Annotated in this window: 26 protein-coding genes and 2 tRNA genes; 16 read left to right on the forward strand and 12 right to left on the reverse strand. The window is 43.5% G+C overall.

The window, feature by feature from the left end; genetic code table 11:
• Positions 1-168: 168 nt before the first annotated feature.
• The 3 genes from C7475_RS09225 to C7475_RS09235 all read left to right on the forward strand — a co-directional run bounded on the left by C7475_RS09225 (position 169) and on the right by C7475_RS09235 (position 2,570).
• Positions 169-1,296 (forward strand): alpha/beta hydrolase, encoded by a 1,128-nt coding sequence (locus tag C7475_RS09225; RefSeq protein WP_110053079.1) that lies wholly within the window; start codon positions 169-171, stop codon positions 1,294-1,296.
• A gap of 46 nt (positions 1,297-1,342) precedes the next feature.
• Positions 1,343-1,834, forward strand: a complete 492-nt coding sequence (locus C7475_RS09230; RefSeq protein ID WP_110053080.1) for a carboxypeptidase-like regulatory domain-containing protein — start codon at positions 1,343-1,345, stop codon at positions 1,832-1,834.
• Between the two features lie 145 nt (positions 1,835-1,979).
• The gene (locus tag C7475_RS09235; protein WP_158286465.1) at positions 1,980-2,570 is read left to right on the forward strand and encodes a carboxypeptidase-like regulatory domain-containing protein; all 591 of its coding nucleotides are present in this window, start codon (positions 1,980-1,982) and stop codon (positions 2,568-2,570) included.
• A 32-nt stretch (positions 2,571-2,602) separates the two neighbouring features.
• Here C7475_RS09235 and C7475_RS09240 read toward each other — a convergent pair whose 3' ends face one another.
• Positions 2,603-2,965 carry a hypothetical protein gene (locus tag C7475_RS09240; protein ID WP_110053082.1) on the reverse strand — a complete coding sequence of 121 codons (363 nt, stop codon included), beginning with the start codon at positions 2,963-2,965 and terminating at the stop codon, positions 2,603-2,605.
• A 389-nt stretch (positions 2,966-3,354) separates the two neighbouring features.
• Between C7475_RS09240 and C7475_RS09245 the strand changes: the two genes are divergently transcribed.
• Positions 3,355-4,515 carry an iron-containing alcohol dehydrogenase gene (locus tag C7475_RS09245; protein WP_110053083.1) on the forward strand — a complete coding sequence of 387 codons (1,161 nt, stop codon included), beginning with the start codon at positions 3,355-3,357 and terminating at the stop codon, positions 4,513-4,515.
• Between the two features lie 71 nt (positions 4,516-4,586).
• On the opposite strand, the gene C7475_RS09250 is transcribed toward C7475_RS09245, so the two are convergent.
• The 3 genes from C7475_RS09250 to C7475_RS09260 are packed head-to-tail and all read right to left on the reverse strand — an operon-like array spanning position 4,587 to position 10,089.
• Positions 4,587-7,988, reverse strand: a complete 3,402-nt coding sequence (locus tag C7475_RS09250; RefSeq protein WP_110053084.1) for an ATP-binding protein — start codon at positions 7,986-7,988, stop codon at positions 4,587-4,589.
• A gap of 29 nt (positions 7,989-8,017) precedes the next feature.
• Positions 8,018-8,608, reverse strand: coding sequence for a DUF4194 domain-containing protein (locus C7475_RS09255; protein WP_110053085.1), 591 nt, complete (start codon positions 8,606-8,608; stop codon positions 8,018-8,020).
• 11 nt (positions 8,609-8,619) lie between these two features.
• On the reverse strand, positions 8,620-10,089 hold the full coding sequence (locus C7475_RS09260) for a DUF3375 domain-containing protein (RefSeq protein ID WP_110053086.1): 1,470 nt from the start codon (positions 10,087-10,089) through the stop codon (positions 8,620-8,622).
• A gap of 170 nt (positions 10,090-10,259) precedes the next feature.
• Here C7475_RS09260 and C7475_RS09265 point away from each other — a divergent pair, with 170 nt between their 5' ends.
• The 3 genes from C7475_RS09265 (at position 10,260) to C7475_RS09275 (ending at position 12,351) form a co-directional block, all read left to right on the forward strand.
• Positions 10,260-10,799, forward strand: coding sequence for an SRPBCC family protein (locus C7475_RS09265; protein WP_110053087.1), 540 nt, complete (start codon positions 10,260-10,262; stop codon positions 10,797-10,799).
• A 118-nt stretch (positions 10,800-10,917) separates the two neighbouring features.
• Positions 10,918-11,832, forward strand: a complete 915-nt coding sequence (locus C7475_RS09270) for a glycosyltransferase family 2 protein (RefSeq protein ID WP_110053088.1) — start codon at positions 10,918-10,920, stop codon at positions 11,830-11,832.
• Positions 11,833-11,865: 33 nt separating this feature from the next.
• On the forward strand, positions 11,866-12,351 hold the full coding sequence (locus tag C7475_RS09275; protein WP_110053089.1) for a hypothetical protein: 486 nt from the start codon (positions 11,866-11,868) through the stop codon (positions 12,349-12,351).
• A 22-nt stretch (positions 12,352-12,373) separates the two neighbouring features.
• Here the strand turns inward: C7475_RS09275 and C7475_RS09280 are convergent.
• The 3 genes from C7475_RS09280 to C7475_RS09290 all read right to left on the reverse strand — a co-directional run bounded on the left by C7475_RS09280 (position 12,374) and on the right by C7475_RS09290 (position 13,896).
• Positions 12,374-12,445: transfer RNA gene (locus C7475_RS09280), tRNA-Arg, on the reverse strand.
• 84 nt (positions 12,446-12,529) lie between these two features.
• A complete protein-coding gene (locus C7475_RS09285) occupies positions 12,530-13,105 on the reverse strand; it encodes a MarC family protein (RefSeq protein WP_199236197.1) in 576 nt (191 codons plus the stop codon).
• A 140-nt stretch (positions 13,106-13,245) separates the two neighbouring features.
• Positions 13,246-13,896: a lipopolysaccharide assembly protein LapB gene (locus C7475_RS09290; protein WP_110053090.1), complete on the reverse strand. Its 651-nt coding sequence runs from the start codon at positions 13,894-13,896 to the stop codon at positions 13,246-13,248.
• Between the two features lie 157 nt (positions 13,897-14,053).
• On the opposite strand from C7475_RS09290, the gene C7475_RS09295 reads away from it, so the two are divergent.
• The 6 genes from C7475_RS09295 (at position 14,054) to C7475_RS09320 (ending at position 19,495) form a co-directional block, all read left to right on the forward strand.
• Positions 14,054-14,728 (forward strand): FadR/GntR family transcriptional regulator, encoded by a 675-nt coding sequence (locus tag C7475_RS09295; protein ID WP_110053091.1) that lies wholly within the window; start codon positions 14,054-14,056, stop codon positions 14,726-14,728.
• A 6-nt stretch (positions 14,729-14,734) separates the two neighbouring features.
• Positions 14,735-15,967 (forward strand): MFS transporter, encoded by a 1,233-nt coding sequence (locus tag C7475_RS09300; protein WP_110053092.1) that lies wholly within the window; start codon positions 14,735-14,737, stop codon positions 15,965-15,967.
• A 372-nt stretch (positions 15,968-16,339) separates the two neighbouring features.
• Positions 16,340-16,630, forward strand: a complete 291-nt coding sequence (locus C7475_RS09305) for a 2TM domain-containing protein (protein ID WP_110053093.1) — start codon at positions 16,340-16,342, stop codon at positions 16,628-16,630.
• A gap of 50 nt (positions 16,631-16,680) precedes the next feature.
• The gene (locus tag C7475_RS09310) at positions 16,681-18,462 is read left to right on the forward strand and encodes a long-chain fatty acid--CoA ligase (protein ID WP_199236198.1); all 1,782 of its coding nucleotides are present in this window, start codon (positions 16,681-16,683) and stop codon (positions 18,460-18,462) included.
• 89 nt (positions 18,463-18,551) lie between these two features.
• A tRNA-Arg gene (locus C7475_RS09315) sits at positions 18,552-18,623 on the forward strand.
• A gap of 113 nt (positions 18,624-18,736) precedes the next feature.
• Positions 18,737-19,495, forward strand: coding sequence for a hypothetical protein (locus C7475_RS09320; RefSeq protein ID WP_110053095.1), 759 nt, complete (start codon positions 18,737-18,739; stop codon positions 19,493-19,495).
• Between the two features lie 36 nt (positions 19,496-19,531).
• Here C7475_RS09320 and C7475_RS09325 read toward each other — a convergent pair whose 3' ends face one another.
• The 4 genes from C7475_RS09325 to C7475_RS09340 form a co-directional block, all read right to left on the reverse strand.
• On the reverse strand, positions 19,532-19,885 hold the full coding sequence (locus C7475_RS09325; RefSeq protein ID WP_110053096.1) for a hypothetical protein: 354 nt from the start codon (positions 19,883-19,885) through the stop codon (positions 19,532-19,534).
• A 2-nt stretch (positions 19,886-19,887) separates the two neighbouring features.
• Positions 19,888-20,379: a hypothetical protein gene (locus tag C7475_RS09330; protein WP_110053097.1), complete on the reverse strand. Its 492-nt coding sequence runs from the start codon at positions 20,377-20,379 to the stop codon at positions 19,888-19,890.
• On the reverse strand, positions 20,369-21,121 hold the full coding sequence (locus C7475_RS09335) for a TIGR04255 family protein (RefSeq protein ID WP_110053098.1): 753 nt from the start codon (positions 21,119-21,121) through the stop codon (positions 20,369-20,371). Before C7475_RS09335 ends, C7475_RS09330 begins: the two co-directional genes overlap by 11 nt.
• 177 nt (positions 21,122-21,298) lie before the next feature.
• Complete coding sequence (locus C7475_RS09340) at positions 21,299-22,093, reverse strand: hypothetical protein (protein WP_146217514.1); 795 nt, start codon at positions 22,091-22,093, stop codon at positions 21,299-21,301.
• A gap of 193 nt (positions 22,094-22,286) precedes the next feature.
• Here C7475_RS09340 and C7475_RS09345 point away from each other — a divergent pair, with 193 nt between their 5' ends.
• Both C7475_RS09345 and C7475_RS09350 read left to right on the forward strand, forming a co-directional pair.
• A complete protein-coding gene (locus tag C7475_RS09345; protein ID WP_110053100.1) occupies positions 22,287-23,096 on the forward strand; it encodes an SDR family oxidoreductase in 810 nt (269 codons plus the stop codon).
• Between the two features lie 71 nt (positions 23,097-23,167).
• A complete protein-coding gene (locus C7475_RS09350) occupies positions 23,168-23,971 on the forward strand; it encodes an AraC family transcriptional regulator (protein ID WP_110054019.1) in 804 nt (267 codons plus the stop codon).
• Between the two features lie 27 nt (positions 23,972-23,998).
• Here the strand turns inward: C7475_RS09350 and C7475_RS09355 are convergent, their stop codons facing one another.
• Positions 23,999-24,790 (reverse strand): carbon-nitrogen hydrolase family protein, encoded by a 792-nt coding sequence (locus tag C7475_RS09355; protein WP_110054020.1) that lies wholly within the window; start codon positions 24,788-24,790, stop codon positions 23,999-24,001.
• Between the two features lie 118 nt (positions 24,791-24,908).
• Between C7475_RS09355 and C7475_RS09360 the strand changes: the two genes are divergently transcribed.
• Positions 24,909-25,412: a hypothetical protein gene (locus tag C7475_RS09360; RefSeq protein WP_110053101.1), complete on the forward strand. Its 504-nt coding sequence runs from the start codon at positions 24,909-24,911 to the stop codon at positions 25,410-25,412.
• The last annotated feature ends 10 nt before the right edge of the window (positions 25,413-25,422 follow it).

Here is a 25,422-nt window from a genome sequence, read left to right on the forward strand (position 1 = left end):
ACTGTTATTGTCCAAGACGTCAAAGCGGTTTTGGATGGATGGCTGAACACCTGGAAAGCACATCATTCGTATCTTTACGGGATAGCGTATGCCTGACAATAAACCGCCCGTTATACCGTATTCCGGATGATGGAAACTCAGGCGTTACCTATTCCGTAAATATTAAATATGATTCGTCTTACTTTAATGAGTATCGCTTTCCTGGTATCTCTTTTAGCCATCTTCAGAGCGCCGACCTATCACCTGTGGTTACTGGCGATCGGTGTGGCGGAATTTGCCTGGATATTTATCACTATCACCTTCGTACTACTGGTAGCAGGGTTCATTCCTGGAAAATATCAGCTGGCAGGTACCCTTATCGGGATTGCTACCCTCATCATATTGATCACTCCTATTTTCAGAGCCTATTCCATTGCCAAAGAACTTCCGGCGGCAATGAATACTGCCCTTGACGAGCAGGATAGTGATACCGGTACAACACCTTTCAGCTTCCTCACTATGTTAACGGACTATCCGCAGCAACCGGTGCCTTCAAAGACATTCTCCTATCGCCCGGACGATCTGCCCTCCTCTACCCTGGATTTCTATCCCGCACAACAAACAGGCCTGCGCCCTTGTGTGATCGTAATACATGGAGGTTCATGGAGCAGTGGCGATAGCAAACAGTTGCCTGAACTCAATAACTATCTCGCACACGCAGGCTATCATGTCGCCTCTGTCAATTACAGACTGGCCCCGGCCTATCTTTGCCCCTCCCCCATTGAAGACGTATATGCCGCTATGGACTATCTCCGGGAGCATTCCGCGGCCTTACAGATAGATACGAACAACCTGGTACTGTTAGGCCGCTCTGCCGGCGCACAGATAGCGTTGCTGGCAGCATATCGCCAAAAGGTACCGGGCCTGAAAGGCGTAGTAGACTTCTATGGTCCGGCAGATATGGTGTGGGGATATTCACTTCCCGCTAATCCCCTGGTGATGGATTCCCGTAAAGTACTGGAGAACTACCTGGGAGGAACTTATAGCGCTGTTCCAGGCAATTATGCCGCCAGTTCACCTATAGAATTTGCAGATAAGCATGCAGTGCCAACGCTTATTATACATGGGGAGAATGATCCGCTGGTGGCCTATGAACACAGCATCAGGCTTAATAAAAAACTAAATGCCAACGGCATCAAACATTATTTCCTTTCCCTGCCCTGGGGCACACATGGATTTGACTATAACCTGAAAGGACCCGGCGGACAGCTATCCACTTACGCGGTTGAGCGGTTCCTAAGGAATGTAACTCAGTGATATTGAAGGTCCGGAAATTTGTTCCGGCCTTTTTTATAGTTGTGTTATGCAATTTGATAAATTAGTACATCCTATAACTATGAAACAACGACGATCCTTTACCCTTATTTTTCCGGAGTTCGGTTACAAATCTTTGCTTGTAACCGCATTTGTTTCCATATACTTTTTCTTTCTGCCGCGCGCCAGCGCACAACATGCCAATTTGGATATACCGCTGTCAATGGGCGAAAAAGAGACAAGCCATCCTCCCACCCATCCACGATCAGCTACAGTCCGGAGATCTATAAAAGGAATCGTGACAGATAACAAAGGAGATAGTCTCGTGGGCGTCTCGGTCAGGGTGCAGTTAGATAACGAAAAGACCGCCACTGTATCAGATGAAAATGGGGAATTTTATTTTGAGATACCATCCTCATGGCAGGAAAATTCAGACCCTAATATCATGGGCAAGTGGGGCATTCTATATGACAACAATAGAGAAAAGAGACTTTCGTTATGGCAAAAATTTAGTGGTGCTATAAACAGTATTTTGAGTTAATACTAATAACAAACATATGAAAAAACAATCGTCCTATATTTTATCTATCCCCGCACCATGCCATGAATCATCGGACAAAATGATTCTTGCAGAACAAGGATTGTTCTGTAAAAGTTGCCAGAAAACTGTTACTGATTTCTCAGATATGAGTGACAAAGAAATCATATCATTCCTCAACACCAACCGTGGAAACATCTGCGGGAGCTTCCGTAAGGGGCAGCTCAACAGGGAGATCAGTATATCTGCAGGCAGACGTCCGCGGCCTTTAATATCTATTGCTGGAATAGTAGCATCACTTACTATTGCTATTCCTGCCGTACAGGCCCAAAGTAATGCGCAGGAAATACAAGCTATACCAGAGATATCTGACTCAGTTCCTGTGCTACAATTACCAGTTACTATCACACGCATAACCGGTATCGTAAATGATATAGATGGTTATCCCTTGGTTGGTGCGTCCATAAGATTGGATACGCTAAGAACAGGCGCCGCTACAGATACTTCTGGAAGATTTGAATTAGAGATCCCGGCTGTCTACACGGAAGCTACTATCAGACTGGTCATATCTTATGTTGGCTTTTATACGCAGGAAGTTTTTCTTTCACGCACAGATACCAGGCATTTGACTGACGAGCCAACGCTATGTATCACCATGGAACCGACGGTAATGGGAGGAATAGAAAGAGCTCCGCTATGGTACCGTATCAGATATAAAATAAAACGTCTCTTTATTTGACGCTATCCCATAAAACAGATCACTACTTACCGTTAGTTCTCATCAGGCACAAAATTGATATCTACCACATCTTTAAAAGTCACATATACCCTTCTCCAGGGATCATCACCCAGCATCTCCCATTTATGCCCGGTGCCATGTGTATCCATTGCGATAAGAATTTCTCCCGGTCTCAGGGTAAACTGTTCTCCCAGATGAGTCTCAAACAACAACGTGCCGGATAGGGTAATAACGTACTGGGTAGTCGGCGCTGGATGCCAGTCATAGGTGGAACGTGGGGCAGTTTCGTTGAACATGATAGAATCTGCTTCATTGACATCCCGGTTTGTTACTGTACCTACCGTAAAATGAGAATGTCCGTCTTCGGCTGTGTATAGCTTATATGCTCTTATCATAGTCTGTTGTTTCCTGTTTCATGCACAAGATAGAACTGTTAAATCTAAAGTTTTGCTAAAAAACATGAAGTATCTGTTATGTGTTAACTGCCAAAACCGCCAGGCTATCCTAAATTGCTCCGAAAGACACATAATTGATTAAGTCAATATTTTATCTAATTAATAATCAATAAACAGCAAAATTTAATTTAAGGACGCCATACGCATTATTGACCTCGTCAAATATCAATTTCGGGTCATTCTGACATGCTTTTACACTAGTTTTGCTTTCTATTTTTCCATTCCCTTCAACTATTTATTGTAGCAGCATGTTAATCATATTACACACGGTTTTACATTTACGGTGTGTTGAACCGAGCTACACAGATATATTAACAAACAGAGCCCACATGCTAAATTTTGAATTCAGGAATCCAACAAAGATCCTCTTTGGCAAAGGACAAATTGCCAATCTCGCAAAGGAAATTCCTGCCGGTGCAAAACTATTGATGCTTTACGGAGGTGGCAGCATTAAACAAAACGGCATTTACGATCAGGTAAAAGATGCCTTAAAGGGATTTACAGTACTGGAGTTTAGTGGCATTCCCGCTAACCCGGAATATGAAATACTACTCAAAGCCTTAAAAGTCATCAAAGATGAAAAGATTGACTTTATGCTTGCAGTTGGCGGGGGTTCCGTTATTGACGGGGTAAAATTCCTGTCATCTGCAGCACTTTATGAGGGCGATGAACCATGGGATATACTGTCCAAAAAGATCGTCACCAAACAGGGATTGCCTTTCGGAACCGTTTTAACATTACCGGCTACCGCTTCGGAAATGAATTCCGGAGCCGTGATCAGCAGAAAAGAAACACAGGAGAAATTCTCTATGGGCGGCCCGGGACTCTTTCCACAGTTTTCCGTTCTCGACCCGCAGGTGGTGGCATCCATCCCGAAACGTCAGCTAGCCAATGGTATTACCGATGCGTTCACGCATGTGCTGGAACAATATATGACCTATCCGGCAGGTGCGTTATTGCAGGACAGGTTCGCGGAAAGTATTATGCAAACGCTTATTGAAGTGGCTTCCCGGGTAATAAAGAACCCGTCCGACTATGAGGCTGCCGCTAATTTTATGTGGAGCTGCACCATGGCGCTCAACGGACTGATACAGAAGGGAGTGCCTACCGACTGGGCGGTACATGCTATGGGGCATGAACTAACTGCCATGTTTGGAATAGACCACGCCCGAACACTGGCTATTATCGCCCCCTCCCATTATCGCTATAACTTCAACAGTAAAAAGGAGAAACTGGCGCAATATGCCGAACGTGTCTGGAATGTAACTGCGATGAGCCTGGAAGAGCAGGCTACTGCCGGTATCAGGATGACAGAAGAGTTCTTTCACTCCCTGGACATTAGCACTAAGCTGTCTGAATACACAGAATCGTATGAAGGAACGGCCCAAACCATCTCCCGGAAATTTACAGAAAGAGGCTGGAACGGTTTAGGTGAGAGAAAGGCATTGACACCTGGCGATGTTGAGAGAATAGTAGAAATGAGTTATTAATGAAAATAAAAAACTCCGTCAGTGACCTTCTTAGGTTTACCGGCGGAGTTTAATAATAATATCCTGATAGATCAGACAGCTACTTCTTTTTCCTCTATTTTATCCTGCAACTCTTTCACGGTCATATTATACAACACGCTATGACGCCCGTTCACACGCTGTACCAGGTGTACATGTGCAATGAAATTCTGCACGATCGAAATCTTATCACTCGGCGTCACCACCAATAATTGCAGATGCAGCTGTTTACAAAGCTCCATCAGGTAAGTTGCTTTTTCCTCGTCCTGGTTACTGAAGCTTTCATCTACTGCAATGAAGCGCAAACTCCGCGCATTCTTGCCTTCCCGGGTAATACCAAACTGGTAAGCGATAGCACTACACAGGATGGTATACGTCAGCTGTGCCTTCTCACCTCCGGACAGCTGTCCCATCTGCCGGTAGATCTTCTTGGACTCATTCGTTTCCCTGAAACGTTCATCGGCCCAAAACTCGAACCAGTTACGGGCATCCAGTACGCGGGCACGGTAAGCTTCGCTTTCGTCCAATGCGGAAATAAGCGGCTGTACCTTTTCCCGGAAATGCTGCGCCTTTTCTTCAAAGCTGCTCTGTTGCCAGTTAGCTGCCTGTGGTAATGCATCCAGCAAACGTCCCTTAAACTCCCGTACTTCAGAACCGGAAGCTACCGGGCGTTTAACCAACTGAATATAAGTATCCGGTAAGCGGTTAAAGTTGATACCGCTCAGTGAGTGATTCAGCTTCTGGATAGTATTGGTAATATCCCGCTCCCACTTCTCCATTTCTTCATTCAGTCCGCCGATCTTGTAAGTGATCGTAACGTTGATATAACTTTCGAAGTCTTTCTTGAACCTCGGCAGGTTATCGGTTGTCAGCTTATTCAGCCACTCGATGTATTCAGTAGCATGTACGGCATCGTCAGAAAGCGCCTGTACATCGGCTATCCAGTCAGGGAACTTCTGTAATACTTCCGCAGAAGGGCTCTTCAAGCGGTTGATACTTCTGTTCAACATCACCTCTTCCTTATGACGGGCATCTTCTGCCAGTTTAAGGTCCTGCTCTTTATTTTCACGCAACGACTTATAAATGCCTGCGATATTCTCCAGCGTGACGTTACCTAACAGGTGACTATGTTGCTGCTGAAAATTCAGCAGTTCATCCTTATCGGTTTCAGTGATATGCTGCAACAAGTGCTGCATTGCCTGCTGCTCTTCTTCCATATCAGTAATGTTACGCTGTTCCAGCGCTTCATTCCTGATCAGCATGGCCTGTACTTCCTGGTTGTCTTCCTTCTGTCGTTCAATATCCAGCAATTGTTGCTTCAGCGCATCCAGTTCCTGGTTCTCATCTGTGAGTGAACCTATCTGCTCCTGTGCTTTACGGATACTCTTCTGGATCTTACCGACATTGATCTCGTCAAACCCTTTATGTTCTTTCAGACGTCCTACAGCATAGAACTGTTTTTGTAAACGGGCGGATCTTGACTTACAGGTTTGCAGGATCTCATTAGAGGCTATGATCGCTTCGTTGAGCTTATTTCTCTTAGAGATCAGGGCATCCTTTTTACGTTCATTATTCCAGCCCATTACATAACGGGAAGCATCATTGCTACCGCCTCTGTCATCCTTTTCATGCCTGTCACGATTCTTGATCAGGCCTTCGACAGTGATGGCCATGTCGTTTCGCTGTAATCCCTTTTCACTATCTACACATACATAGCTGAAGTGTTGGATGATCTGTTGTTGGACCCAGGGACTTAACTTATGATCAGGATGGAAATCGAGTTTATGATATACAGTGTCATCTTCAGGGTACAGCGTCAGTGCAGATTCCTTGATCTGATAATACACCAGGCGTGTGCGCAGGTTGTTACTATTCACGTAAGAAGTTACCTTCTTGTAATGTTTCTCGGGCACTAGCAGGCGCAAAGAGAAAGAATGCAGTAATTTCTCCAGGGCAGGCTGCCATTCAATTTCTTCTGCCTTTACCTGGATCAGCTCTCCTGCAAACAGGATCTCACCTACATCGATCTTCAGGTTGTTGCAGATCTCCTTACGTAATGCTACAAGATGGGAAGGAATATTATTGCGCGATTGGTGCAGCATTTCTATCTCCTTCTCCAGCGTTTCCTTTTCACTATCTGCACGTTCCTTTACTCTCTTGGCGCTGTATTCATCTTCTTCGTTCAGTCGTTGTTCGGTTTCCAGTTTCAGGGAAGAACGATGTACCTCTTTCAATATCCGCTGATAGGTAGCTTCATCGTTCATATCATTTTCCTTCAGGTGCAGCGTTTCGCACCAGGCGGAAAACTCTTTCAGATTTTCTTCCGTTTCTACACGTTTCTTTTCGAAATCCTGGATCTCTTTTTCCAGTTGCTGCAAACGTTGTCCGGCTTTATTCTGCTCTAAAAGGTTCAGTGTAGTACGTTCCTGCTCCAGCAGATCGGCCATATTGATCTTGGCTTCTTCAATTTTCTTCAGCAGCGCCTGCACTTCCTGCCTGCGCTCAAACAAGGCCTGTGTAAGCAGCTGGTTACGCGTAAAGCTATTCCAGATAGTTGCGGTATTCAACTCCTGTTTTAACTGCGTAATACTCGTCTGATAAGAAGAGAAATTCTCATGATGATCTCTGACAGGTTCCAGTAAGCGGATCTGTTCTTCTGCCTTTTCGATATTACGCTGGGCATCCAGTAAGGTAGTAAGGTGTTTCTTTAGCTCCTGGAACTGTTCTTCCATATTACGCGGCTCCAGCATATTGGTACGGATGAAATCATCCAGGTTACCCAATACCTTGATACCCACGGTCTGGTTGAACAGCTGTAACGCCTGAATACTTTGCATACCCAGAGCGTCTACCATACGCTGTGCGTATTTACTTGCGGCATCGAACCATTCCACTTGTCTGCGGCCGCCTTTATTGTACAACTGGTCGATACGGCGTTTCCATACGCCTCCCAGGTCAAAGGGACTAAAATCGTCAGCGATATGCATGGCACGATGGGCAACGCCAAAGATCTTACGCATATCCCCGTTCACGAAATATCTTACCTGGAAGAGCGTCACTGCCTGATCGGCTTCATTGGCGAAGCTGGCCAGCAGAATGCTGTAGGCGTCTTCTTTATTTTCTCTGAGATAAAGGGTTTTGGTTACACCGGTCGCCTCGTTGTTGACCATACCATATCCACCCATTACATAGGAGTCTTCCGTTCTATCGCCTTTCTTTTCACTGCCACTACTCTGGTTGTAGAAACGGTATTTCTTTTCCGGTACCATCAGCGTTAGCAGGGCATCAATGAAAGTGGTCTTACCACTACCATTGGCGCCCGTCAGCAGGCTGGTTTCACCGTTCGGTTTGATACTATGAATATGTTCGTCGAATGTACCCCAGTTGAATACCTCAAGGTATTGCAGGCGGAATCCACTCTTCTGATTGTCAGTACTAAAAACGTTTAACTGCATTGTGCTAATAAAAGGTTTTTACAGGTATATTATTCAGCTGCTACAACACCGGCATGCGCCATTAGCTGCTGCTGAAAACTTTCCAGTGCCTCACTGTCCACTTTTGACTTGATGATCTTTCTTATCCTGAACTTCTGTTCGTCTATTACTTCATGGTTTTCTATTCTGTGCAGGAAACCGCTTTCTTCTACTTTATCTATTAACCTGTCTATTTCTTTGAGGAACTTGATACGGCTGGCGCCTTCTTTAAAGAACAGCTCTGCGTATTCTTTAATTTCCCGCCGTTTTTTGATAAGCTCACGTGAAGCTGATTCACTGATCTCAAATTCGGCCATCATTTCCCGGAGCAGTACCAGCATGATGCTTTCTTCGTAACTGAAAGAACGTCTTTGTGTCCAGCTTACGTATGCTTCATCATCTTCAGTCAGTGCATGTTTTACGAAAGCGTAGCCATCCTGTTCGTCCAGTACCAGGAGCAGTCCCAGTTGTTGCAGAAAACCGGTCAGTTCGACCTTGTATTGCAGCAACTTTTCCCAGGCGCCTTTTTCCACGTACTCAACAGGCCCTTTCAGCAGTTTCACCACTACCGACGCATAAGGTAATATTTTAGGTGTGCTCATAATCCGCTCTGTTATTTACCAAATAATAAATAGGGAACTTCTACAAATTTTGTCTGTTCAGCATTCAACGGAATCAGCTCTGTCGTGTTTTTCACGATGTAAGCGCGGCTCGCTTTCTCACGCAGGAAATCATAATAACTGATGATCTCCGCCAATCCATTCTCCAGTGGAGAATGTTCCAGTACTTCTTTTAATGTAGCCGTCTGCTTGTCTTTCAACGCATGTTCCACTTTCTCCCATAGCTGTTTCCGGCTGATAAAGGAAGTATTCAATAACCTGCTGAACCTTGTAATGTCTTCTATCTGTTCTGTCGCGTTGGCCGGTTGTTTTACCTCTACTGTACCTTTCTTTTGTTCCAGCGCCAGTTTCTTATCCATCACCATCCTGATACCAACGCTATCATCCAACGTAATGCCACAGTCAATGTTATCCTCCTCTTCGATAAGGTCGAAGACAAATTCCTTAATGTTAAGGATCTGCTTACGGAGGCGTCTATGCCGGGCTATTTCCTTCTCAGAGATAATACGGCTGAGCTTTTCAGCCATTTTATCGTTGGCATCATATACAGTTTTACCCTGTTGAAGCAACAGGGATTTGATATTTTGCAGGAACTGCTCATCACCACTGATCTTTCTTTCGTTCATGGTATGCAGCAACTGGTCTGTTAGTTCCCGCCATTCCTCCTGCCCTGCGCGGGAGATGAGGAAGTCCCAGAAAGCATAGAAGCTCTTACCCTGATTGCTGTTACGCAGAGAGTCATACGCTTCGAAGGCAAAGCCGATAATGGCACCCTTATTTTGTTCAGCTTTGGTGTGTTGCTCTACGATAGTACGGTGGATAGCTTTAAAGTTATCTTCTACCTCCCGAAAATCGCTGATCAGCTCATAACACAGGCGGGTGAATAGCTCCAGACGCTCTTCCACCTGCGCGTTGTTATACCTGTCGGGTACAATACCCAGTTCCAGGGCTTTGATCTCTTTATCGATGTCAGCCCGTTTATTCTTAAGTATTTCGAGTTTTTTAGCCCTGTCGTCTTCTGTATTTTCTACTATATCCCGTAAGGAGTTGAACAACAGTTTGAAACGGCTTTCTGTACCTACGTGCTGGCGCAGCTGCAAGGTCTGCATCCACTGGAACACCTTTTCCGTGTAGGCGCTGAGCTGGTACTGGGTATTTCCCTCGGCATCCGGAAGGTCCTGCAGGAGCCTTTTCTGTACCCAGTTCAGGATATATTTGCGGGCACGTGTTTCCTCATCCTCTCCAAAGTTGATCTTAGCTTCTTCCAGATCTTCTGTTCCATCGTCCTGTTGGCCCAGGGTTTCGGCCAGCAGGCGTACCAGCTGGACCTCTGAAATGGAAAACCTGTTCTCCTCCTTAAAAACACCATATAAAAAGGGTAAGATCCAGTGCGTATTACGCAACCGCAACATCTGTATAGCTGGCGAGGTGGATATTAACCAATATAGATCGTCTTTATTCATAAAAATTCCCCAAAGGCCTGTAAGTTGGTTAAAAAAAATGGATTTGAGAACGGATGTGGATAATGGGGAAGTCATAAGTTGACTAACTTCATCAAAAACAATTCCTACCTTGCATTGTTGATACAAATCAAAAGCCTGTAAACTATTTCACGTAACCAAAACCTACACACATGAAAGTATTAAAGAAGATCCTACTCGTCATTGTCGTTCTTGTTGTTATTCTGCTTATTGTAGCCGCTTTTACGAAAAAACGCTATGCAGTTGAACGCGAAATCGTGATCAACAAACCTAAACAGGAAGTTTTCGACTACGTTAAACTCCTGAAAAACCAGGACAACTATAGTAAATGGGCAATGATGGACCCTGCTATGAAAAAGACCTATACGGGTACTGATGGCACTGTTGGTTTTATTTCCGCATGGGAAAGCGATAAGAAAGATGTGGGTAAAGGCGAACAGGAGATCAAAAAGATCACTGAAGGTGAAAGGCTGGATTTTGAATTACGGTTCATTAAACCTTTTGAAGCTACAGAGCACGCTTATATGCTGACAGAAGCTGCTTCTCCGGCATCAACCAAAGTAAAATGGGGGTTTGATGGGCATATGAATTACCCTATGAACCTAATGCTCTTATGCATGGACTTTGAGAAAATGATCGGAGATGACCTGCAGACAGGGCTTAACAACCTGAAAACAAACTTAGAGAAATAATTAACTGAATGTATATAGGGCGCTGCAGATCATATGATCTTCAGCGCTTTTTTTATGTACTTTTACGTCGTCTGAAACCGGGTAACACGGGCTTTTTTAACAGTACTTTTCTTTTTCTATGTCTGGCGAAACTAAAACGCTTCCTCTTGTATCGATAGTCGTGGCCACCTATAATGGGGCAAGGTTCCTGGAAGCACAAATGGATTCGCTGCTCGCGCAAACCTATCCCAATATCGAGATCGTTGCAGTAGATGATTGCAGTAAGGACAATACATTTGAGATCCTCGAAAGATATGCCAGAGAGCATGCCCATATCCGTATATTCCGGAATGCCTCCAATCTTGGCTATACCAAAAACTTCGAAAAAGCGGTTAGCCTGGCCACAGGAGAATATATCTCCTTCTCTGACCAGGACGATATATGGGCGCCTGAAAAGACAACGCTGTTAATGGATGCCATAGGCGATCATCCTATGATCTATAGCGATTCCCAGCTGGTAACGGAAGAGCTGCAACCACTACGGAAACATTCTGATCTTAAGAACCAGACACCGTTTGACAACTGTCTCTATTTTGCTATAGACGATTGCGTAGCAGGCCATTCGCTCATCATGAAAAGAGCTATTGCAGTGGCGGCCATGCCCTACCCAACGGAGGCTGCATATGACCTCTGGCTGCCATTTTTCGCTACACTCTATGGAGAGATTCAATACCTCAATACAGCTTTTGTACAATGGCGCCAACACCAGTCCAATGTTACAGGCAAGGGGTTTGATCTGAAAGCAAAAGTAGAGAAGACAAGGACAGTATTACTTATGTATCGGGATGCCTGTCCGCCGGCCCTTGAAAAGGAAAGAAAGATCTTCCAGCAGCTGTATGATAGTTATGCAAGCTACTCGCTTGCGAATAACTTTAAACGTATGCTGCTATTCTTCAAATACCAGCGTTATTTTCTGGCAATGAAGAAACGGAATGCTTTCAGGAAGTTCTTGTTCTGTATAAAAATGTTCTTCAAAATGAAACCGCAGGGATGATCGCACCGCGCTTCACAAAAGATAAAAGTACCTATGAATACTTATGATGATGCAGTTTGGCATTATGAAGAGGTATACTCTGCCGGTTTGCCCCCCGAGAACGCATCTACACACATTGGCATTTTTTTAACCTGGTGCATATTGAACAATCAGACATCAGATGGACTGAATGAGGATTTCGAAGATGATATCCTGTTAGTGAAGAGCAGGGAACTAACGGGAGGTGATTTTCTCATAAATAATCTTACTGAAAGATTATTGAGTGCCGACTTAACTGATGCCGGTAATGGTTTTGCAGCAGATTACTATCGATCAGGAAACGGAGATAGTGAATTTACTAAACAATTCTCCGGCTATATCAACGATTATAAGCGGATATTGGCGCCAACTATCCGTAACGGGAATGCTTACAAAGTTGAGAATTCATGGTCAAATTATGATATGATAAGCGTGGTGATCGATCAACGTTTCCAGGAATGGAAGCAGTACAGCAAGAAGCAAAACAGCCAGTTCCGATAAAGGAAACTGGCTGTTTTCTTCGTAGCCTCGACAGGAATCGAACCTGTATCTGGAGCTTCGGAAACTCTTATACTATCCATTGTACTACGAGGCCGAAAACCATCCTGTTCACCAGGAAAGGAAGGCAAAACTAATGTATTTGGTGATCAATTACAAAAGCGCCTCTACTTATTTTAAATCACATATTCAGGTTGCTCTTGAAGATCTTCACCGCTATAGCCAACAGGATTACGCCAAAGAACTTACGTACTACCATGAGACCAGCCTTACCCAGGATCCGTTCTATCCAGCTCAGGGAACGTAACACAACATAAATGATCACCAGGTTAAGGAGAATGCCCGCCAGGATATTGGTTTCTTCATAGTTGGCTTTGAGCGACATAATGGTGGTGAGCGTACCGGAACCGGCTATCAGCGGAAAGGCGATAGGTATCAGGCTACCTGTCTTGGTATCTTTCTCACTTTTAAAAAACTCCACCCCCAGGATCATTTCCAGACCTATTACGAAGATCACAATGGAACCCGCTACTGCGAACGAGTGTACGTCCACGCTAAGTAGATTCAGGAAAGGTTCTCCTACTAACAGGAACAGTATCATCAGGAAACCGGAAGCAATGGTGGCCTTTCCGGAATCAATATGTCCCAGCTTTTCCTTCAGGGAGATCAGGACGGGGATAGATCCCACAATATCAATTACGGCAAAAAGCGTGAAGGTAATGGCTAGAATCTGGTCAAAGCTGAACAAACCGAACATAGGAGTAGCGTGTTTTGGACAAAAATAAGGTTTAATTGATGATTACATATTGTATTATAGTACAATAAATACAATAATTGCCGCAATAAAAAAGGCATCCTGTTTAAAACAGGATGCCTTTTCCGGTATAAGCAGGTCCATCAACCGGGCATGCGGGAGATGTATTTGTCCATTTCTTTTATCTGGCTTACTATCTGCGCGGTAGTTGGCTTTTGAGCCTTTGCCCTGCGGAAGTATTCTTTGGCTGTTTTAAAGTCCCTGCGGCTCATTGCAATAGAAGCGAGGGTGAGCAATGCAGCAGCGGTGTTTTCTTTATCAGGTAGCCCCATTCTTACCGCTTTCTTCAGGTTCTGGTCAGCTTCCTTCAGATCGTTCTTCTGGTAAGCAATAGTACCCAGCTGGAAGTATTGCATGCCTTCGTATTCCTTCATCGGGCTACCGGATGCGATACTCTGACGGATAGTAGCCTCGGCTTTGTCCAGGTCTTTATTGTACATCGCCATATTGCTCTGCATAAAGTAATACACAGAGCGGATCGGTTTGTAGAGCAATTTAGGGAATTTGATCTGGTTCATCATTCCCATGGCTTTATCAAGATCTCCAGCTTCCACCGCTTCCTGTACCAGTCTCATAGGACCGAACATCACATGCGTAACAAGACATATCACACCAATCAGCAATGGAATAGTAGCTTCCCACCAGCCTATGGTCAACCCCAGTGCAACACCGCCTACCAGGAACAGAATGCCCAATGGCAGACGATATCGAATAAAAATGTTAAATGCTTTCATTTGTGAATCTTGTTTTTAAAATCTGGTGGAACCCTTTACAAAGTTGCACGTTTTATAGCTTACTTGTTGTAAGAGGCGCAAAGATAAATAAAAAAAGATGTGACGATACCGGGAGATTCTTTACCTTTGAATCATCAGATGATATGATGATTAACTTATGACGTCTATTAAGAGAAACAGCCTTGCAGATGAAGTAGCCCAACGGTTACAGGAACAGATATCCCTCGGAACTTACAAGCCGGGTGAGAAATTGCCTACGGAACCAGCCCTGATGCAGGCATATGGTGTGGGCAGATCATCCATCAGGGAGGCGGTACGCATCCTGGCAAACAGTGGCGTGCTACGGGTACAACAGGGATTGGGCACATTCGTAGAGACCAATACCGGTATAGAAGAACCTTTCCCCCAGCGGATAAAACGGGCGGCGATAGATGATATTGATGAGGTCAGGCTATTACTGGAAATGAAAATCGCACAGAAAGCAGCACAAAACAGAACGGCGGAAGATATAGAGAAAATGGAAACCCATCTGAAAAGGCGAAAGGACGCTGCTATCGCTGACGATGTTGCAGCTGCCATAGAGGCCGATATTAACTTTCACACAGCTATCGCAGAGGCATCGGGCAATAGCATCCTGACAGACCTCTACAGGGCGGTAGCCGGGCATCTGAAAAATCATTTTATAACACAGCATGAAAATGCTGCAGCCTTTAGAGACAGCCAACAGCTGCATAAGAACCTTTTAAACAGCATCATTGCACAGGACACCCAGAAGGCCTGGCAATGGGCCCAACGTATTACCCTTCATAAAAACGAAGAGCCAGCAAAGTAAACAGACATGGAAAAAACATTTCAGGAAACCGCTAAAGCGCAGGCACAGCAAGCCGCGCAGAATACAGTATTCTCTATTCTCATTGCGCTTAGCTTCTCTCACATGATGAATGACACTATACAGTCATTGATCCCCGCTATTTACCCGATCGTGAAAGATTCTCTCCGGCTTTCTTTCAGCCAGATAGGTCTGATCACGCTCACTTACCAGCTGACAGCCTCTCTACTGCAACCGCTGGTAGGACTTTATACTGATAAAAATCCAAAACCTTATTCCCTAGCCATTGGTATGGGCTTTACACTCCTGGGGCTGATCAGTCTATCCCAGGCACATCATTTTTATCTTGTTCTAATATCTGTAGGGTTGGTGGGCGTAGGCTCATCTATCTTCCATCCGGAGGCTTCCCGCCTGGCCTATATGGCATCCGGTGGAAGGCACGGTATGGCACAATCGCTCTTCCAGCTGGGAGGAAATGCGGGCAGCTCACTGGGTCCCCTGCTTGCAGCGATGATCATCGTACCGAAAGGGCAATCCAGCATCAGCTGGTTCTCATTGGCAGCCTTACTGGCTATCGTAGTAATGATCAATATCGGATCATGGTATAAGAACAACACCCATCGCATACGCAGTAAATCTAAAGGTACAGATGCCGCTACGCATGTGCATTTATCAAAAGGGAAAGTTGTGTTTGCACTGAGCATCCTGCTGGTGCTGATCTTCTCCAAGTACTTCTACATGGCAAGCATGACCAGCTATTATACTTTCTATCTTATTGACAAGTTCCATGTGTCTGTACAGAGCGCGCAGGTATATCTCTTCATCTTCCTGTTTGCTATTGCTGCAGGTACCTTCATCGGAGGACCTGTGGGCGACCGTATAGGAAGGAAGTATGTGATCTGGATATCCATCCTGGGCGTGGCGCCGTTCTCACTGCTGCTGCCGCATGCTAATCTCTTATGGACATCTGTACTTAGTGTATTTATTGGCGTGATATTATCCTCTGCCTTTTCTGCTATTCTCGTATATGCACAGGAGCTTGTACCAGGCAAGGTAGGCATGATTGCCGGCCTGTTCTTCGGACTGGCATTTGGTATGGGAGGCGTAGGCTCTGCTTTGCTGGGCGAACTGGCCGACCGGACAAGCATTGCATACGTATTTGACGTATGTGCTTATCTGCCTTTAATAGGTCTGCTTACAGGTTTGCTTCCTGATGTGGAGCATGCAGGTAAATCAAAATAAAAACCAGCTCACCGGTCCCTGGTGGCAAAAGAATCTTTTATCACCAGGGGCTGGTGAGTGCATTATTGGATAAAACGCTCTGGGTTTCATCAATTAAATAACCATTAAGACACAATCTTTAAGTATGTAAATGAAGTTTAAGCAATATGTTTATATGTGATTCGTGGAATACCGGGAAAATATTGTATCGCGTTATGCAGTCTGTCCATCAGGTCGTTAACCAAAATTAGATGGTGCTGCTGAAATAACATTGCAGTTCCAGACTGGACAATGTTTTTTACCCCTATCTTCTTCATATTTCCTCTAACCCCGACCCGACATTTCTATTCAGGAAAAATTATTATATTTAGTCAGGGCTTAAACCACACACATATGGAAACAACTTCTCAACGTGATGAAAGACTTTGGAGAATCGCCAAATCAAGGGCGCAATTCAAAACTTCTCTGATAATCTATCTTTTAACGAATGCATTTCTGTGGGCACTCTGGATAATTACCGGCGGCATCCGTAACGGCGGCGTTCCCTGGCCTATATGGCCTTCATTGGGATGGGGACTTGCAATTGCATACCAGTATTTTAACGCCTGGCATCGCGATCCGTTCGGCGATACAGTAAGAGAATATGAAAAACTTCAGGAAGAAAAGCAGCGCAGGGGCATATAAAAAATCCTATACCTTTATCAAAAGCGTACCACCAAAGCCAGATCTACATTATGGAGCAGCCACGAAGATTATTTGATGTCATCGAGCACCAGCTAAAGAATTTCCCAAAGTCAGACATGCTGGTAGGAAAAGAAAACAATGTCTGGAAAAAATATAGCACACAGGAAGTAGCCGATCTTACTCTGCGTTTCAGCGCAGGGCTGCTGCAACTAGGCATAGGCACGGGAGACGCCACTCCTGAAGGTTCTGACAAGATTGCCATTGTGTCTCCCAACCGCCCTGAATGGGTGCTGACAGACCTTGCCTGTCAACAGGCCGGTGTTGTGCTTGCCCCGTTGTATCCAACACTTAGCGAGCATGAGCTGGAGTTTATCCTGAATGACTCAGGCGCGTCAATCCTGTTCATAAGTGGCCAGGATATGCTTGATAAGATCCAGCCTATACGTCATAAACTTCCTCACCTGAAAGAGGTCTTTTCTTTCACCAGGATAGCAGGTGTTCGCCACTGGCAGGAAATACCCGACATGGCTAAACAGGAAGACATCGAAAAGATAAAAGTGATCAGAGATAAGATCGATCCTGAACAACTAGCCACTGTCATCTATACATCCGGTACCACAGGCACGCCCAAAGGTGTTATGCTGAACCACAGGAATATTATGAGCAATGTGACTGCGTGCACACCTTATCTTCCTGTTAGCCAGGAAGCCAGGGCGCTTAGCTTCCTGCCACTCAATCACGTTTTTGAACGCATGGTTACTTATGTGTACCTGACTGCCGGCGTACCTATCTATTATGCTGAAAGTATGGACACCATCGCCGATAACCTGCGTGAGGTGAAACCAAGCATCTTTACTACCGTTCCGCGATTGCTCGAAAAGGTATATGAGAAGATCATGTCGAAGGGACTGGAATTAAAGGGCATCAAACGTGCGCTTTTCTTCTGGTCGGTGGAACTGGGTAAAAAATATGAGATCAATAAATCAATGGGCTGGTGGTATAACTTCCAGTTATCCATCGCCAATAAACTGGTATTCAAAAAATGGCGCGAAGCACTGGGAGGAAATATTGACGCTGTTGTTGTCGGCTCCGCCGCCTGCCAGATAAGACTATTGAAGATCTTCACCGCTGCCAAAATTCCCATCCTGGAAGGCTACGGTCTCACAGAAACATCTCCGGTGATCAGTGTCAACCGCGTAGATGAAGCCGACCGTATGTTTGGAACTGTAGGTCCGCTCATCAGTAATGTGGAAGTCCGTATTGCGGAAGATGGCGAAATTCTCTGTAAAGGTCCAAACATTACCCTGGGATATTATAAACGTCCGGACCTGACAGCCGATGCCATTACAGACGGCTGGTTCCATACAGGCGATATAGGGGTGCTTGTCAACAATAAGTTCCTTAAGATCACCGACCGTAAGAAAGAACTATTCAAGACCTCCGGTGGTAAATTCGTTGCTCCGCAGCCTATAGAAAATAAGTTCAAGGAGTCACCCTTCATTGAGCAGATCATGGTTGTAGGTGAAGGCCGTAAATTCACAGGCGCACTTATAGTTCCATCCTTTCCTCAATTGGAGAGCTGGGCAGCTAAAAAAGGACTCGCCTCCTCTTCTCATGAAGACCTTCTGCAAAACAATGATATCCAGCAGCTTTACAGACAGGTAGTGGAGAAATATAACCAGTACTTCAGCCATATTGAGCAGATCAAGAAGTTTGAACTACTGCCTAAAGAATGGACTATCGCCAATGGAGAGCTCTCCCCTACCCTTAAGGTAAAGCGGAAAGTGATCACACAGAAGTACGATCAACAGATAGAAAAAATTTATAATTAACGGTATAAGAGTGCCAATTTTTAAGCTGAATGCTTGAAATATGTAAAAAACGTTTACTTTTGCACTCCACTTTAGGGTTTATACCCTATGGCCCGGTAGTTCAATGGATAGAATAGAAGTTTCCTAAACTTTAGATACAAGTTCGATTCTTGTCCGGGCTACGAAAAGGAAAAGTCAGCATAAACGCTGGCTTTTTTTATTCCTTTTTTTCCTGCCTTTAGTTGCTTACCACATTAAATTTTGACAACAAAGGGAGCAAGTCAACCTATATTATATGAACTTCAATGCTGGTATAATAACTTTTGGACCATTAATTTGGGAGCATACCCATTTGATAGTCAAATGGAGGCTTATGAGCCTTATGGGCTACTACGAAACGAATTCTCCTTTGCAGCTTGCCAGTGAGGGAATTCAGGTTCAAAAGGCCATATCCCTTCCGATCCGTTATGGATGCCTGTCTTCAAAACACGGCGATACTTGCGGTATTATTCTTTCTAATCATAGTACGACACTACCCGGACAAGCCTATATCGCACCCATTCGGTACACAATTAAAAACGCGAAGATCTTAGAAAATCATGCTTTCGCTTTAAGTGCTGTAGGCCTTTCATACGAAAGAGAGTTTTCACTTAATCGAAGTTGGGGAACAGTAGGCTTGTTAATTAATCCGAACATAGACACTAAAGACAAACGAAGTGCAGACGTCATCCGAAACAGATGGGCTAAGATCTACGAGTCTTACCAAACCTTCGACTACACACAATATAGAATTGAAAAAGATGAAGTTCCCGTTATTGATGAAAACGGGTTTATTCAAATACCCTGGACAGACGAAATGAATGAGTTTGACTTTATCCTTGTACCGGCGTTTATGCCAAATCCTCAACGAATACTAAGCGCCCGGGAAATTGCGGAACAAATGGCAGCAAAGGATTATCGGCTGTATTTCGACAAGAACAGAGAACACAATGTTCAGACCTTTCAGGATGAAAATATCCTGGACATTCTCAACGGGACAGAGACAAAGATGTAACTACAAACTTAAGTTATTCCTTCAACAGCCTTATTACTAAGTCTTATTTTGATTGAAAATTTGCAATGCCTCCTCTAATTTCATCCAAAACCTATTAGAGTACTGAGAATCAATCCTCTTAATTCCATCGTAATCAACTTGCTCTCGACATTCTTTGAGGTCTTGTAGAAGCTTGGATAAGTCTTCTTCTTCATCAAACTCCTCTGCTAAAAGCAGTTTGTCGATTAATTCTTTGTGAGGTCTAAATTTGGTAGTTAACCCTTTATAAATTCTTAGCTTATTATACAAGCCATAATAAGCCCTGCTGATACCAGCACGAACCTCTTCTTCATTATTTGTAGTGCAAAGCTTTTTACCTAATTTGATATACAAATCCCAATCAAAAGACATTTTTATATTATGCTGGTTTCTTTAATATTTATTATCCCTTTATGCTTTTTGTAAATCGCCCTAAAATATCGCTTGAATAGTTGCCTTTCTTTATTGAATGCCACATCTACTGGCAGTTTATTACCTATTAAAATATTAAGAACACAATATTCCTCTTCAGTATCCGTATACAGAGAAAGAATTAGCTGTGAATCGGGAAAATAACTAGGTACTACTGATGGTAATGCTCTTAAGTCATCTATTAAAATAGGATTAGCGCTAAGAAATTCAGAAATTGCCCGAAGTTGTTTTCCTTCGAAAGAATAACCAAATTCACTTAACATATCACCAATACTCAGGTCTGCAGAAATTATCGAATTATCTTCTATTAAGCTAATTCCCGACCTAAGATTTTCAGTATAAGACTCAGTGATCAATATTTCCTGATCTAACTGGCCTAAAAAATTATAATCTTTAAACCTAGTTTCTCCTTTGTATAATTGATTAATCAGCATACTCAAATTTTTGTTTGCACTTTTCAGTCAGGCAATACTCAAACGCCAGATTTAAACTTTTATGTGCATTAGAAAGCCAATAGTCAATTTGATTAAATTCCATTTTTCCCTGAGAAAATCTATAGCCCAGCTCAAGAAAAAAAACAAATTTATTTGAATTCTTTCCTGGATCGCTCCTAAAAGCAACCGTCAATAAATTGTTTTTATCTTCAGACCATAATTCAGTCCTCAGATTTAAAGAATTAATTTTTGATTGGATCTCACTCGGCACCATAATCCTGATTTTAAAATATTCATCAAGATCTAAGCTATCAACTTTATCAAAGGATATTCTATTGATATATCTGATTGAAGGCTGCAATATGTGTCCTTTAGTCAGGTCTGAAAATAATCTCAAAATGTTTAATACAACGTCTGAATAATTTTCCCAATTTGAATATTCCTTCAGATGATTAATCGCAAGAAAGTCATTGCCTACTTGAACGATTAAATTGTTTTCAACATTCTTAAATTGGTATATTTCAATTTCATCCTTAGGAAAATCCGCGAAGGATTTATCCTTTGATTCCTCAATTTTAAGCCCATACTTTGTTTTAATACCTCTAATGGGAAATTTCTCTTTAATTCGCTCGTAAAAAGTTGGTACAAAATTCAAAAAAGAAACTCCCTCTTCGGTTGCAAAACGAAACTCACTAATGGCTTCAACTAAAGGAGGAAACTTATATTTTTTACTTACATGCATCTTTTAGCGTTAGTATCAGTTTCGGATAGCAAAATATAACTTGATATTTATCAGCAAACCTAGTACCATCGTCCACTACGTATTATTCAAAAATAATCCATAGAATTAACATAACCACGTTAAAAACAAACAAAGTCAATTTACATATATAATTTTCAAAATACTAAGCTTTTCAGGTTACTTCCTTCCTACCATTGCACACTTCTCCTTCACCCCCTCCGCATACATGTCCGGCACATATTTATAAGCCTTCTGAGCAGGAACCATAAACGGTTCCTGGCCATATACCTTTATCTTACAACTATCACCTGATTCACTACAACAATCACAGCTCATCTCCTTTACCGTCTGTACCGTATCTCCAACAACCTTGAACACACCAAAATACATAGCCATATCTGCGCATCCCATACTTTGATAGGCATAGATCAGGTCTGTGGGCTTATCATAGGTAGCACTTACAATCTGATCAAAGCCTTTTACTTTAGTAAAGTGCCCATTGCTGTATAACCATAGATCAGCATTCTCACCCGTATGAAAATCCCAATGCTCTTTTACGACCTTCAGATCAGGAATATTGTCTCCATTGAAATCACTCACTTCTATGAGATCACTCCAATCACCAGTCGACGCAGGGTAAAGCCTTTCAGAAATAATAGTATCCCAGTTCTTCCCTTTCTCTCTGAGAACGACTAACCTTGCAACACTGTCATTTTCACTGTACCTGAGAACCGCATCTTTGGTCTCTCTTTCGAATAGATGCCCTATAACTATTGCTGTCTGTAAATCCTGCGAACTGTATTCTGCAGAATCTTTGTTCAGTAAAAAGTCGTTCTCTAAAGAAGCCTTTGCTGCTGTAAAATCATCAACTGTAGTACCAACCGGGATCGTGTCTTTAGCCTGTTTATCTATTGAGGATGGTTGTCGGCAGGAAAGTAAACAAACTGCCAGGAAAAGGATTGCTGATCTCATTATTATAGGTATTCGCGAGGCTTTAGTAGTATATGCCCTCCGCTTGTCCAAATATAGAATTTCAGTCCCATACATTCTTCCAAAACCATTTCGCATTTGAGCTTTTTACCCATATTAATTGAACTTTATAACCATCTCTCCCAGTTGAATCCTGCCGTTCTTTGTATCACAAATTCAAACAAACGTAAACAACATGAAAACAATATTCATTACAGGAACTTCAAGTGGTCTCGGACAAGCGGCAGTCCGTTTATTTCATAACCACGGATGGAAGGTTATCGCAACGATGCGTAATATTGAAAAGGGCAGGGAATTCAGCGACCTGGAAAGAGTGACTGTTTTACCACTTGATATTACCGATCCCGCACAGATCAATAGCATCGTTTCCCAAGCCATTGCACTGGGCGAAGTAGATGTGGTACTGAATAATGCTGCCTATGGCATAATAGCTCCGCTGGAAAGCGTAAGTGACGAGGAATTACAAAAACAGGTCGACACAAATTTACTCGGCGCGATCAGGATCACTCAGGCCTTTATCCCTCATTTCAGAAACAAGAAAAGCGGCATGTTCCTCAATATAACTTCCATCGCCGGACTAGTCACTTTTCCCTTTGACAGTATCTACCATACCGTAAAATGGGGTTTAGAAGCATTTAGCGAGGGATTAAGCTATGAACTCGCGCCCTGGGGCATAAGTATCAAGACAGTTGCTCCAGGCTTTATACGGAGCTCATTTGCCACTAATATGGTGGTATCATCCACCCCGCCGTATCAGGAACTCCTGGACAAGTATCTGGGAGTGGTATCAGGCATGATGGACCCTAATACGAGTGGATTAACTCCCGAAGAAGTAGCCGCAGTAGTATATGATGCCGTAACAGACGGAAAAAATCAGGTACACTATACAGCAGGCAGTGATTCTAAAAGCATGTACGAAAGGCGCCTGGAAGTCGGCCCCGAAGCCTCCCGCCGGGAAATGGCCGCGCTGTTCTTAGGACAATAAGCAATTATTTAACTTCTTGAACAAGGCTATGCCTGTATGGTAATAGCCTTGTTTTGAGTATATTCGATATCATGGCAAATACAACAGATCCAAATCTTCCTCAGATCGTTTACTCCTGCGTTTCGAAAAGAGCAGTAGACGGCGAATTGTTTATTCGCCAGCATGTGATAGATTATATTATCTCCGGCAGGTCGGAAGTATATTTTGGTGGAAAGTCTCAAGTCTATATGACCGGCGACTTCCGGTTTGCGGTAAAAAACAGGTTAAGCAAATTTGTAAAACAACCTGTTGAAAGCGGCGAATACCGTTCCATTTCCATTTGTATTGACCAGGATACTTTGCTGGAACTATCAGCGCCATACCAGCGGAGTACCGCAGCCACCCATCATTACGACAATGTATTCCTGTTACAGCCCAACAGGCTTTTTAAGAATTATATGGATTCACTGTTACCCTATCTCGAACACAGTAATCAGATCACAGGAGAACTATTGAAGACAAAGATCAAAGAAGCTGTGCTCATTTTTCTGGATGCCAATCCTGGTCTAAAAAACCTCCTGTTTGATTTCAGTGAGCCAGGGAAGATAGATCTGCAGGCGTTCATGGAAGAACACTACCAGTATGATGGCGACCTTCAGCACTTTGCGTACCTCACCGGCCGCAGTATTTCTACGTTCAAAAGAGACTTCGAGAAGATATACCATACTACTCCTGGTAAATGGCTGGTACAGAAAAAACTGGAAGTAGCCCACCTGCTTTTAAAAGAGAAAAAGATGAAGCCGACGGAAGTGTATATTGAAGTCGGGTTTAATGATTACTCACACTTCTTCGCATCTTTTAAAAAACTGTTTGGAATGGCGCCTTCAATGGTATAAAATCAAACTCTTTCCTTCGATAACTTGCTATTTATAATAAAGCGCGTTTTTAAACCGTTTCGCCAGTAATCCTGTTGCCTGTGTGGGATCTATGTCCGTCACGATCACACCTACCCTTCCATAAACTTCGTGTTTTATGCAGGTTCCATCCGGCGCTATCACAGAAGATGCCGCATGGGAATAACGGGAAGCATAATTAGAGCTTGCCACATAGATCGTATTTTCCATCGCTCTCAACATGATCGCTTTTTCATAATAGGGATTCTCTTTTGCGCCCCATTCTTTCAGCTCCACTCCTTCCGTATCACTACCACCGAAGTGAGGGAAAAATACAATTTTAGCATCCTGTTGAGCAGCCCATCTGACAGATTCAGGATAGCGAAACCCTTCATGACAAATAGTGATGCCGAATTTAACACCGTTGACCTCAAAGATCCGGCGTTCGGTGCCTGGTATCCAAAGATTATCTTCCGTAGGATCTAATTGGTTTTTCGACTGATATCCCAATACTTCTCCAGCTGATGAAACTACAAAAGCCACATTCAATAATTCACCGCCATGGTCCCAGTCCATCGGAACAATAATAGCAATTGAATGCGCCGCAGCTATTGAGCAGACTTTATCCAATGCGGCCTGCAATCTTTCCGGAGAACGGTCATCCGCTTCATATCCCATGCCCGGATAACCAGGAAGATACGACTCTGGAAAACAAACTATTTCTGCTTGCTGATCAGCTGCTTCTTTGACCAATTTTTCAAGCCAGGATAAGCCGTCATTCAAAGATGTTGGAAATGGTGGAGAAGCTAATGCTATTTTCATATGCGGGCAGTTATAAACTGTAAAGTTAAAAAATATCATAGCTTCTTAAAACCTGAAGAGAGCTGAACCATGGCCTTACTGTCCCGCTTTTGTATGTTTATCTGACAATACATCTGTTATGGAAACCATGATATTACCTCTGCTCGATATTCTGAACGAGCTTTATATCGGAACAGAAAACGATGAATCCTGGGTAATTGATGCAAAACCAGGACATGGGTTTACACGAGCCATAAAAACAATGTCAGCGAAAGATGCATCCACTCCAATCGTAGATGGCGGGTCCACCATAGCGGCACATACATATCACCTGAAATGGAGCCTGGACTTTGCAATGGAGTTCTACAAAGGGAACCAGCCCACCGGCAACTGGCCGGAGAGCTGGCGTATAAAAGAGGTCAATGAGGCCGAATGGGCCGACTTACAGCAGGAATTACTGAATAGCTATCATAACATCAGAGATGCAGTAACGGCCGTAAAAGACTGGTCCAACCCTTATCTTCTTAAAGGAACAATTTCCTTATTACCACATGCGGCGTATCATCTTGGTGCTGTCAAGCAATTGATGTTAGCTGTCAATAAAGGCAGTCAACAACCCGATGTCATTGATATATTTGCTTAACCAATGCCTG

The organism is Chitinophaga sp. S165, from assembly GCF_003182155.1.
GTDB lineage: Bacteria > Bacteroidota > Bacteroidia > Chitinophagales > Chitinophagaceae > Chitinophaga.

What these genes read in the sequence shown, in the direction of transcription:
- C7475_RS09225 (WP_110053079.1), top strand. Translation starts at nt 169, where the DNA reads ATGATTCGTCTTACTTTAATGAGTATCGCTTTCCTGGTATCTCTTTTA.
- C7475_RS09230 (WP_110053080.1), top strand. Translation starts at nt 1,343, where the DNA reads ATGCAATTTGATAAATTAGTACATCCTATAACTATGAAACAACGACGA.
- C7475_RS09235 (WP_158286465.1), top strand. Translation starts at nt 1,980, where the DNA reads ATGAGTGACAAAGAAATCATATCATTCCTCAACACCAACCGTGGAAAC.
- C7475_RS09240 (WP_110053082.1), bottom strand. Translation starts at nt 2,965, where the DNA reads ATGATAAGAGCATATAAGCTATACACAGCCGAAGACGGACATTCTCAT.
- C7475_RS09245 (WP_110053083.1), top strand. Translation starts at nt 3,355, where the DNA reads ATGCTAAATTTTGAATTCAGGAATCCAACAAAGATCCTCTTTGGCAAA.
- C7475_RS09250 (WP_110053084.1), bottom strand. Translation starts at nt 7,988, where the DNA reads ATGCAGTTAAACGTTTTTAGTACTGACAATCAGAAGAGTGGATTCCGC.
- C7475_RS09255 (WP_110053085.1), bottom strand. Translation starts at nt 8,608, where the DNA reads ATGAGCACACCTAAAATATTACCTTATGCGTCGGTAGTGGTGAAACTG.
- C7475_RS09260 (WP_110053086.1), bottom strand. Translation starts at nt 10,089, where the DNA reads ATGAATAAAGACGATCTATATTGGTTAATATCCACCTCGCCAGCTATA.
- C7475_RS09265 (WP_110053087.1), top strand. Translation starts at nt 10,260, where the DNA reads ATGAAAGTATTAAAGAAGATCCTACTCGTCATTGTCGTTCTTGTTGTT.
- C7475_RS09270 (WP_110053088.1), top strand. Translation starts at nt 10,918, where the DNA reads ATGTCTGGCGAAACTAAAACGCTTCCTCTTGTATCGATAGTCGTGGCC.
- C7475_RS09275 (WP_110053089.1), top strand. Translation starts at nt 11,866, where the DNA reads ATGAATACTTATGATGATGCAGTTTGGCATTATGAAGAGGTATACTCT.
- C7475_RS09285 (WP_199236197.1), bottom strand. Translation starts at nt 13,105, where the DNA reads ATGTTCGGTTTGTTCAGCTTTGACCAGATTCTAGCCATTACCTTCACG.
- C7475_RS09290 (WP_110053090.1), bottom strand. Translation starts at nt 13,896, where the DNA reads ATGAAAGCATTTAACATTTTTATTCGATATCGTCTGCCATTGGGCATT.
- C7475_RS09295 (WP_110053091.1), top strand. Translation starts at nt 14,054, where the DNA reads ATGACGTCTATTAAGAGAAACAGCCTTGCAGATGAAGTAGCCCAACGG.
- C7475_RS09300 (WP_110053092.1), top strand. Translation starts at nt 14,735, where the DNA reads ATGGAAAAAACATTTCAGGAAACCGCTAAAGCGCAGGCACAGCAAGCC.
- C7475_RS09305 (WP_110053093.1), top strand. Translation starts at nt 16,340, where the DNA reads ATGGAAACAACTTCTCAACGTGATGAAAGACTTTGGAGAATCGCCAAA.
- C7475_RS09310 (WP_199236198.1), top strand. Translation starts at nt 16,681, where the DNA reads ATGGAGCAGCCACGAAGATTATTTGATGTCATCGAGCACCAGCTAAAG.
- C7475_RS09320 (WP_110053095.1), top strand. Translation starts at nt 18,737, where the DNA reads ATGAACTTCAATGCTGGTATAATAACTTTTGGACCATTAATTTGGGAG.
- C7475_RS09325 (WP_110053096.1), bottom strand. Translation starts at nt 19,885, where the DNA reads ATGTCTTTTGATTGGGATTTGTATATCAAATTAGGTAAAAAGCTTTGC.
- C7475_RS09330 (WP_110053097.1), bottom strand. Translation starts at nt 20,379, where the DNA reads ATGCTGATTAATCAATTATACAAAGGAGAAACTAGGTTTAAAGATTAT.
- C7475_RS09335 (WP_110053098.1), bottom strand. Translation starts at nt 21,121, where the DNA reads ATGCATGTAAGTAAAAAATATAAGTTTCCTCCTTTAGTTGAAGCCATT.
- C7475_RS09340 (WP_146217514.1), bottom strand. Translation starts at nt 22,093, where the DNA reads ATGAGATCAGCAATCCTTTTCCTGGCAGTTTGTTTACTTTCCTGCCGA.
- C7475_RS09345 (WP_110053100.1), top strand. Translation starts at nt 22,287, where the DNA reads ATGAAAACAATATTCATTACAGGAACTTCAAGTGGTCTCGGACAAGCG.
- C7475_RS09350 (WP_110054019.1), top strand. Translation starts at nt 23,168, where the DNA reads ATGGCAAATACAACAGATCCAAATCTTCCTCAGATCGTTTACTCCTGC.
- C7475_RS09355 (WP_110054020.1), bottom strand. Translation starts at nt 24,790, where the DNA reads ATGAAAATAGCATTAGCTTCTCCACCATTTCCAACATCTTTGAATGAC.
- C7475_RS09360 (WP_110053101.1), top strand. Translation starts at nt 24,909, where the DNA reads ATGGAAACCATGATATTACCTCTGCTCGATATTCTGAACGAGCTTTAT.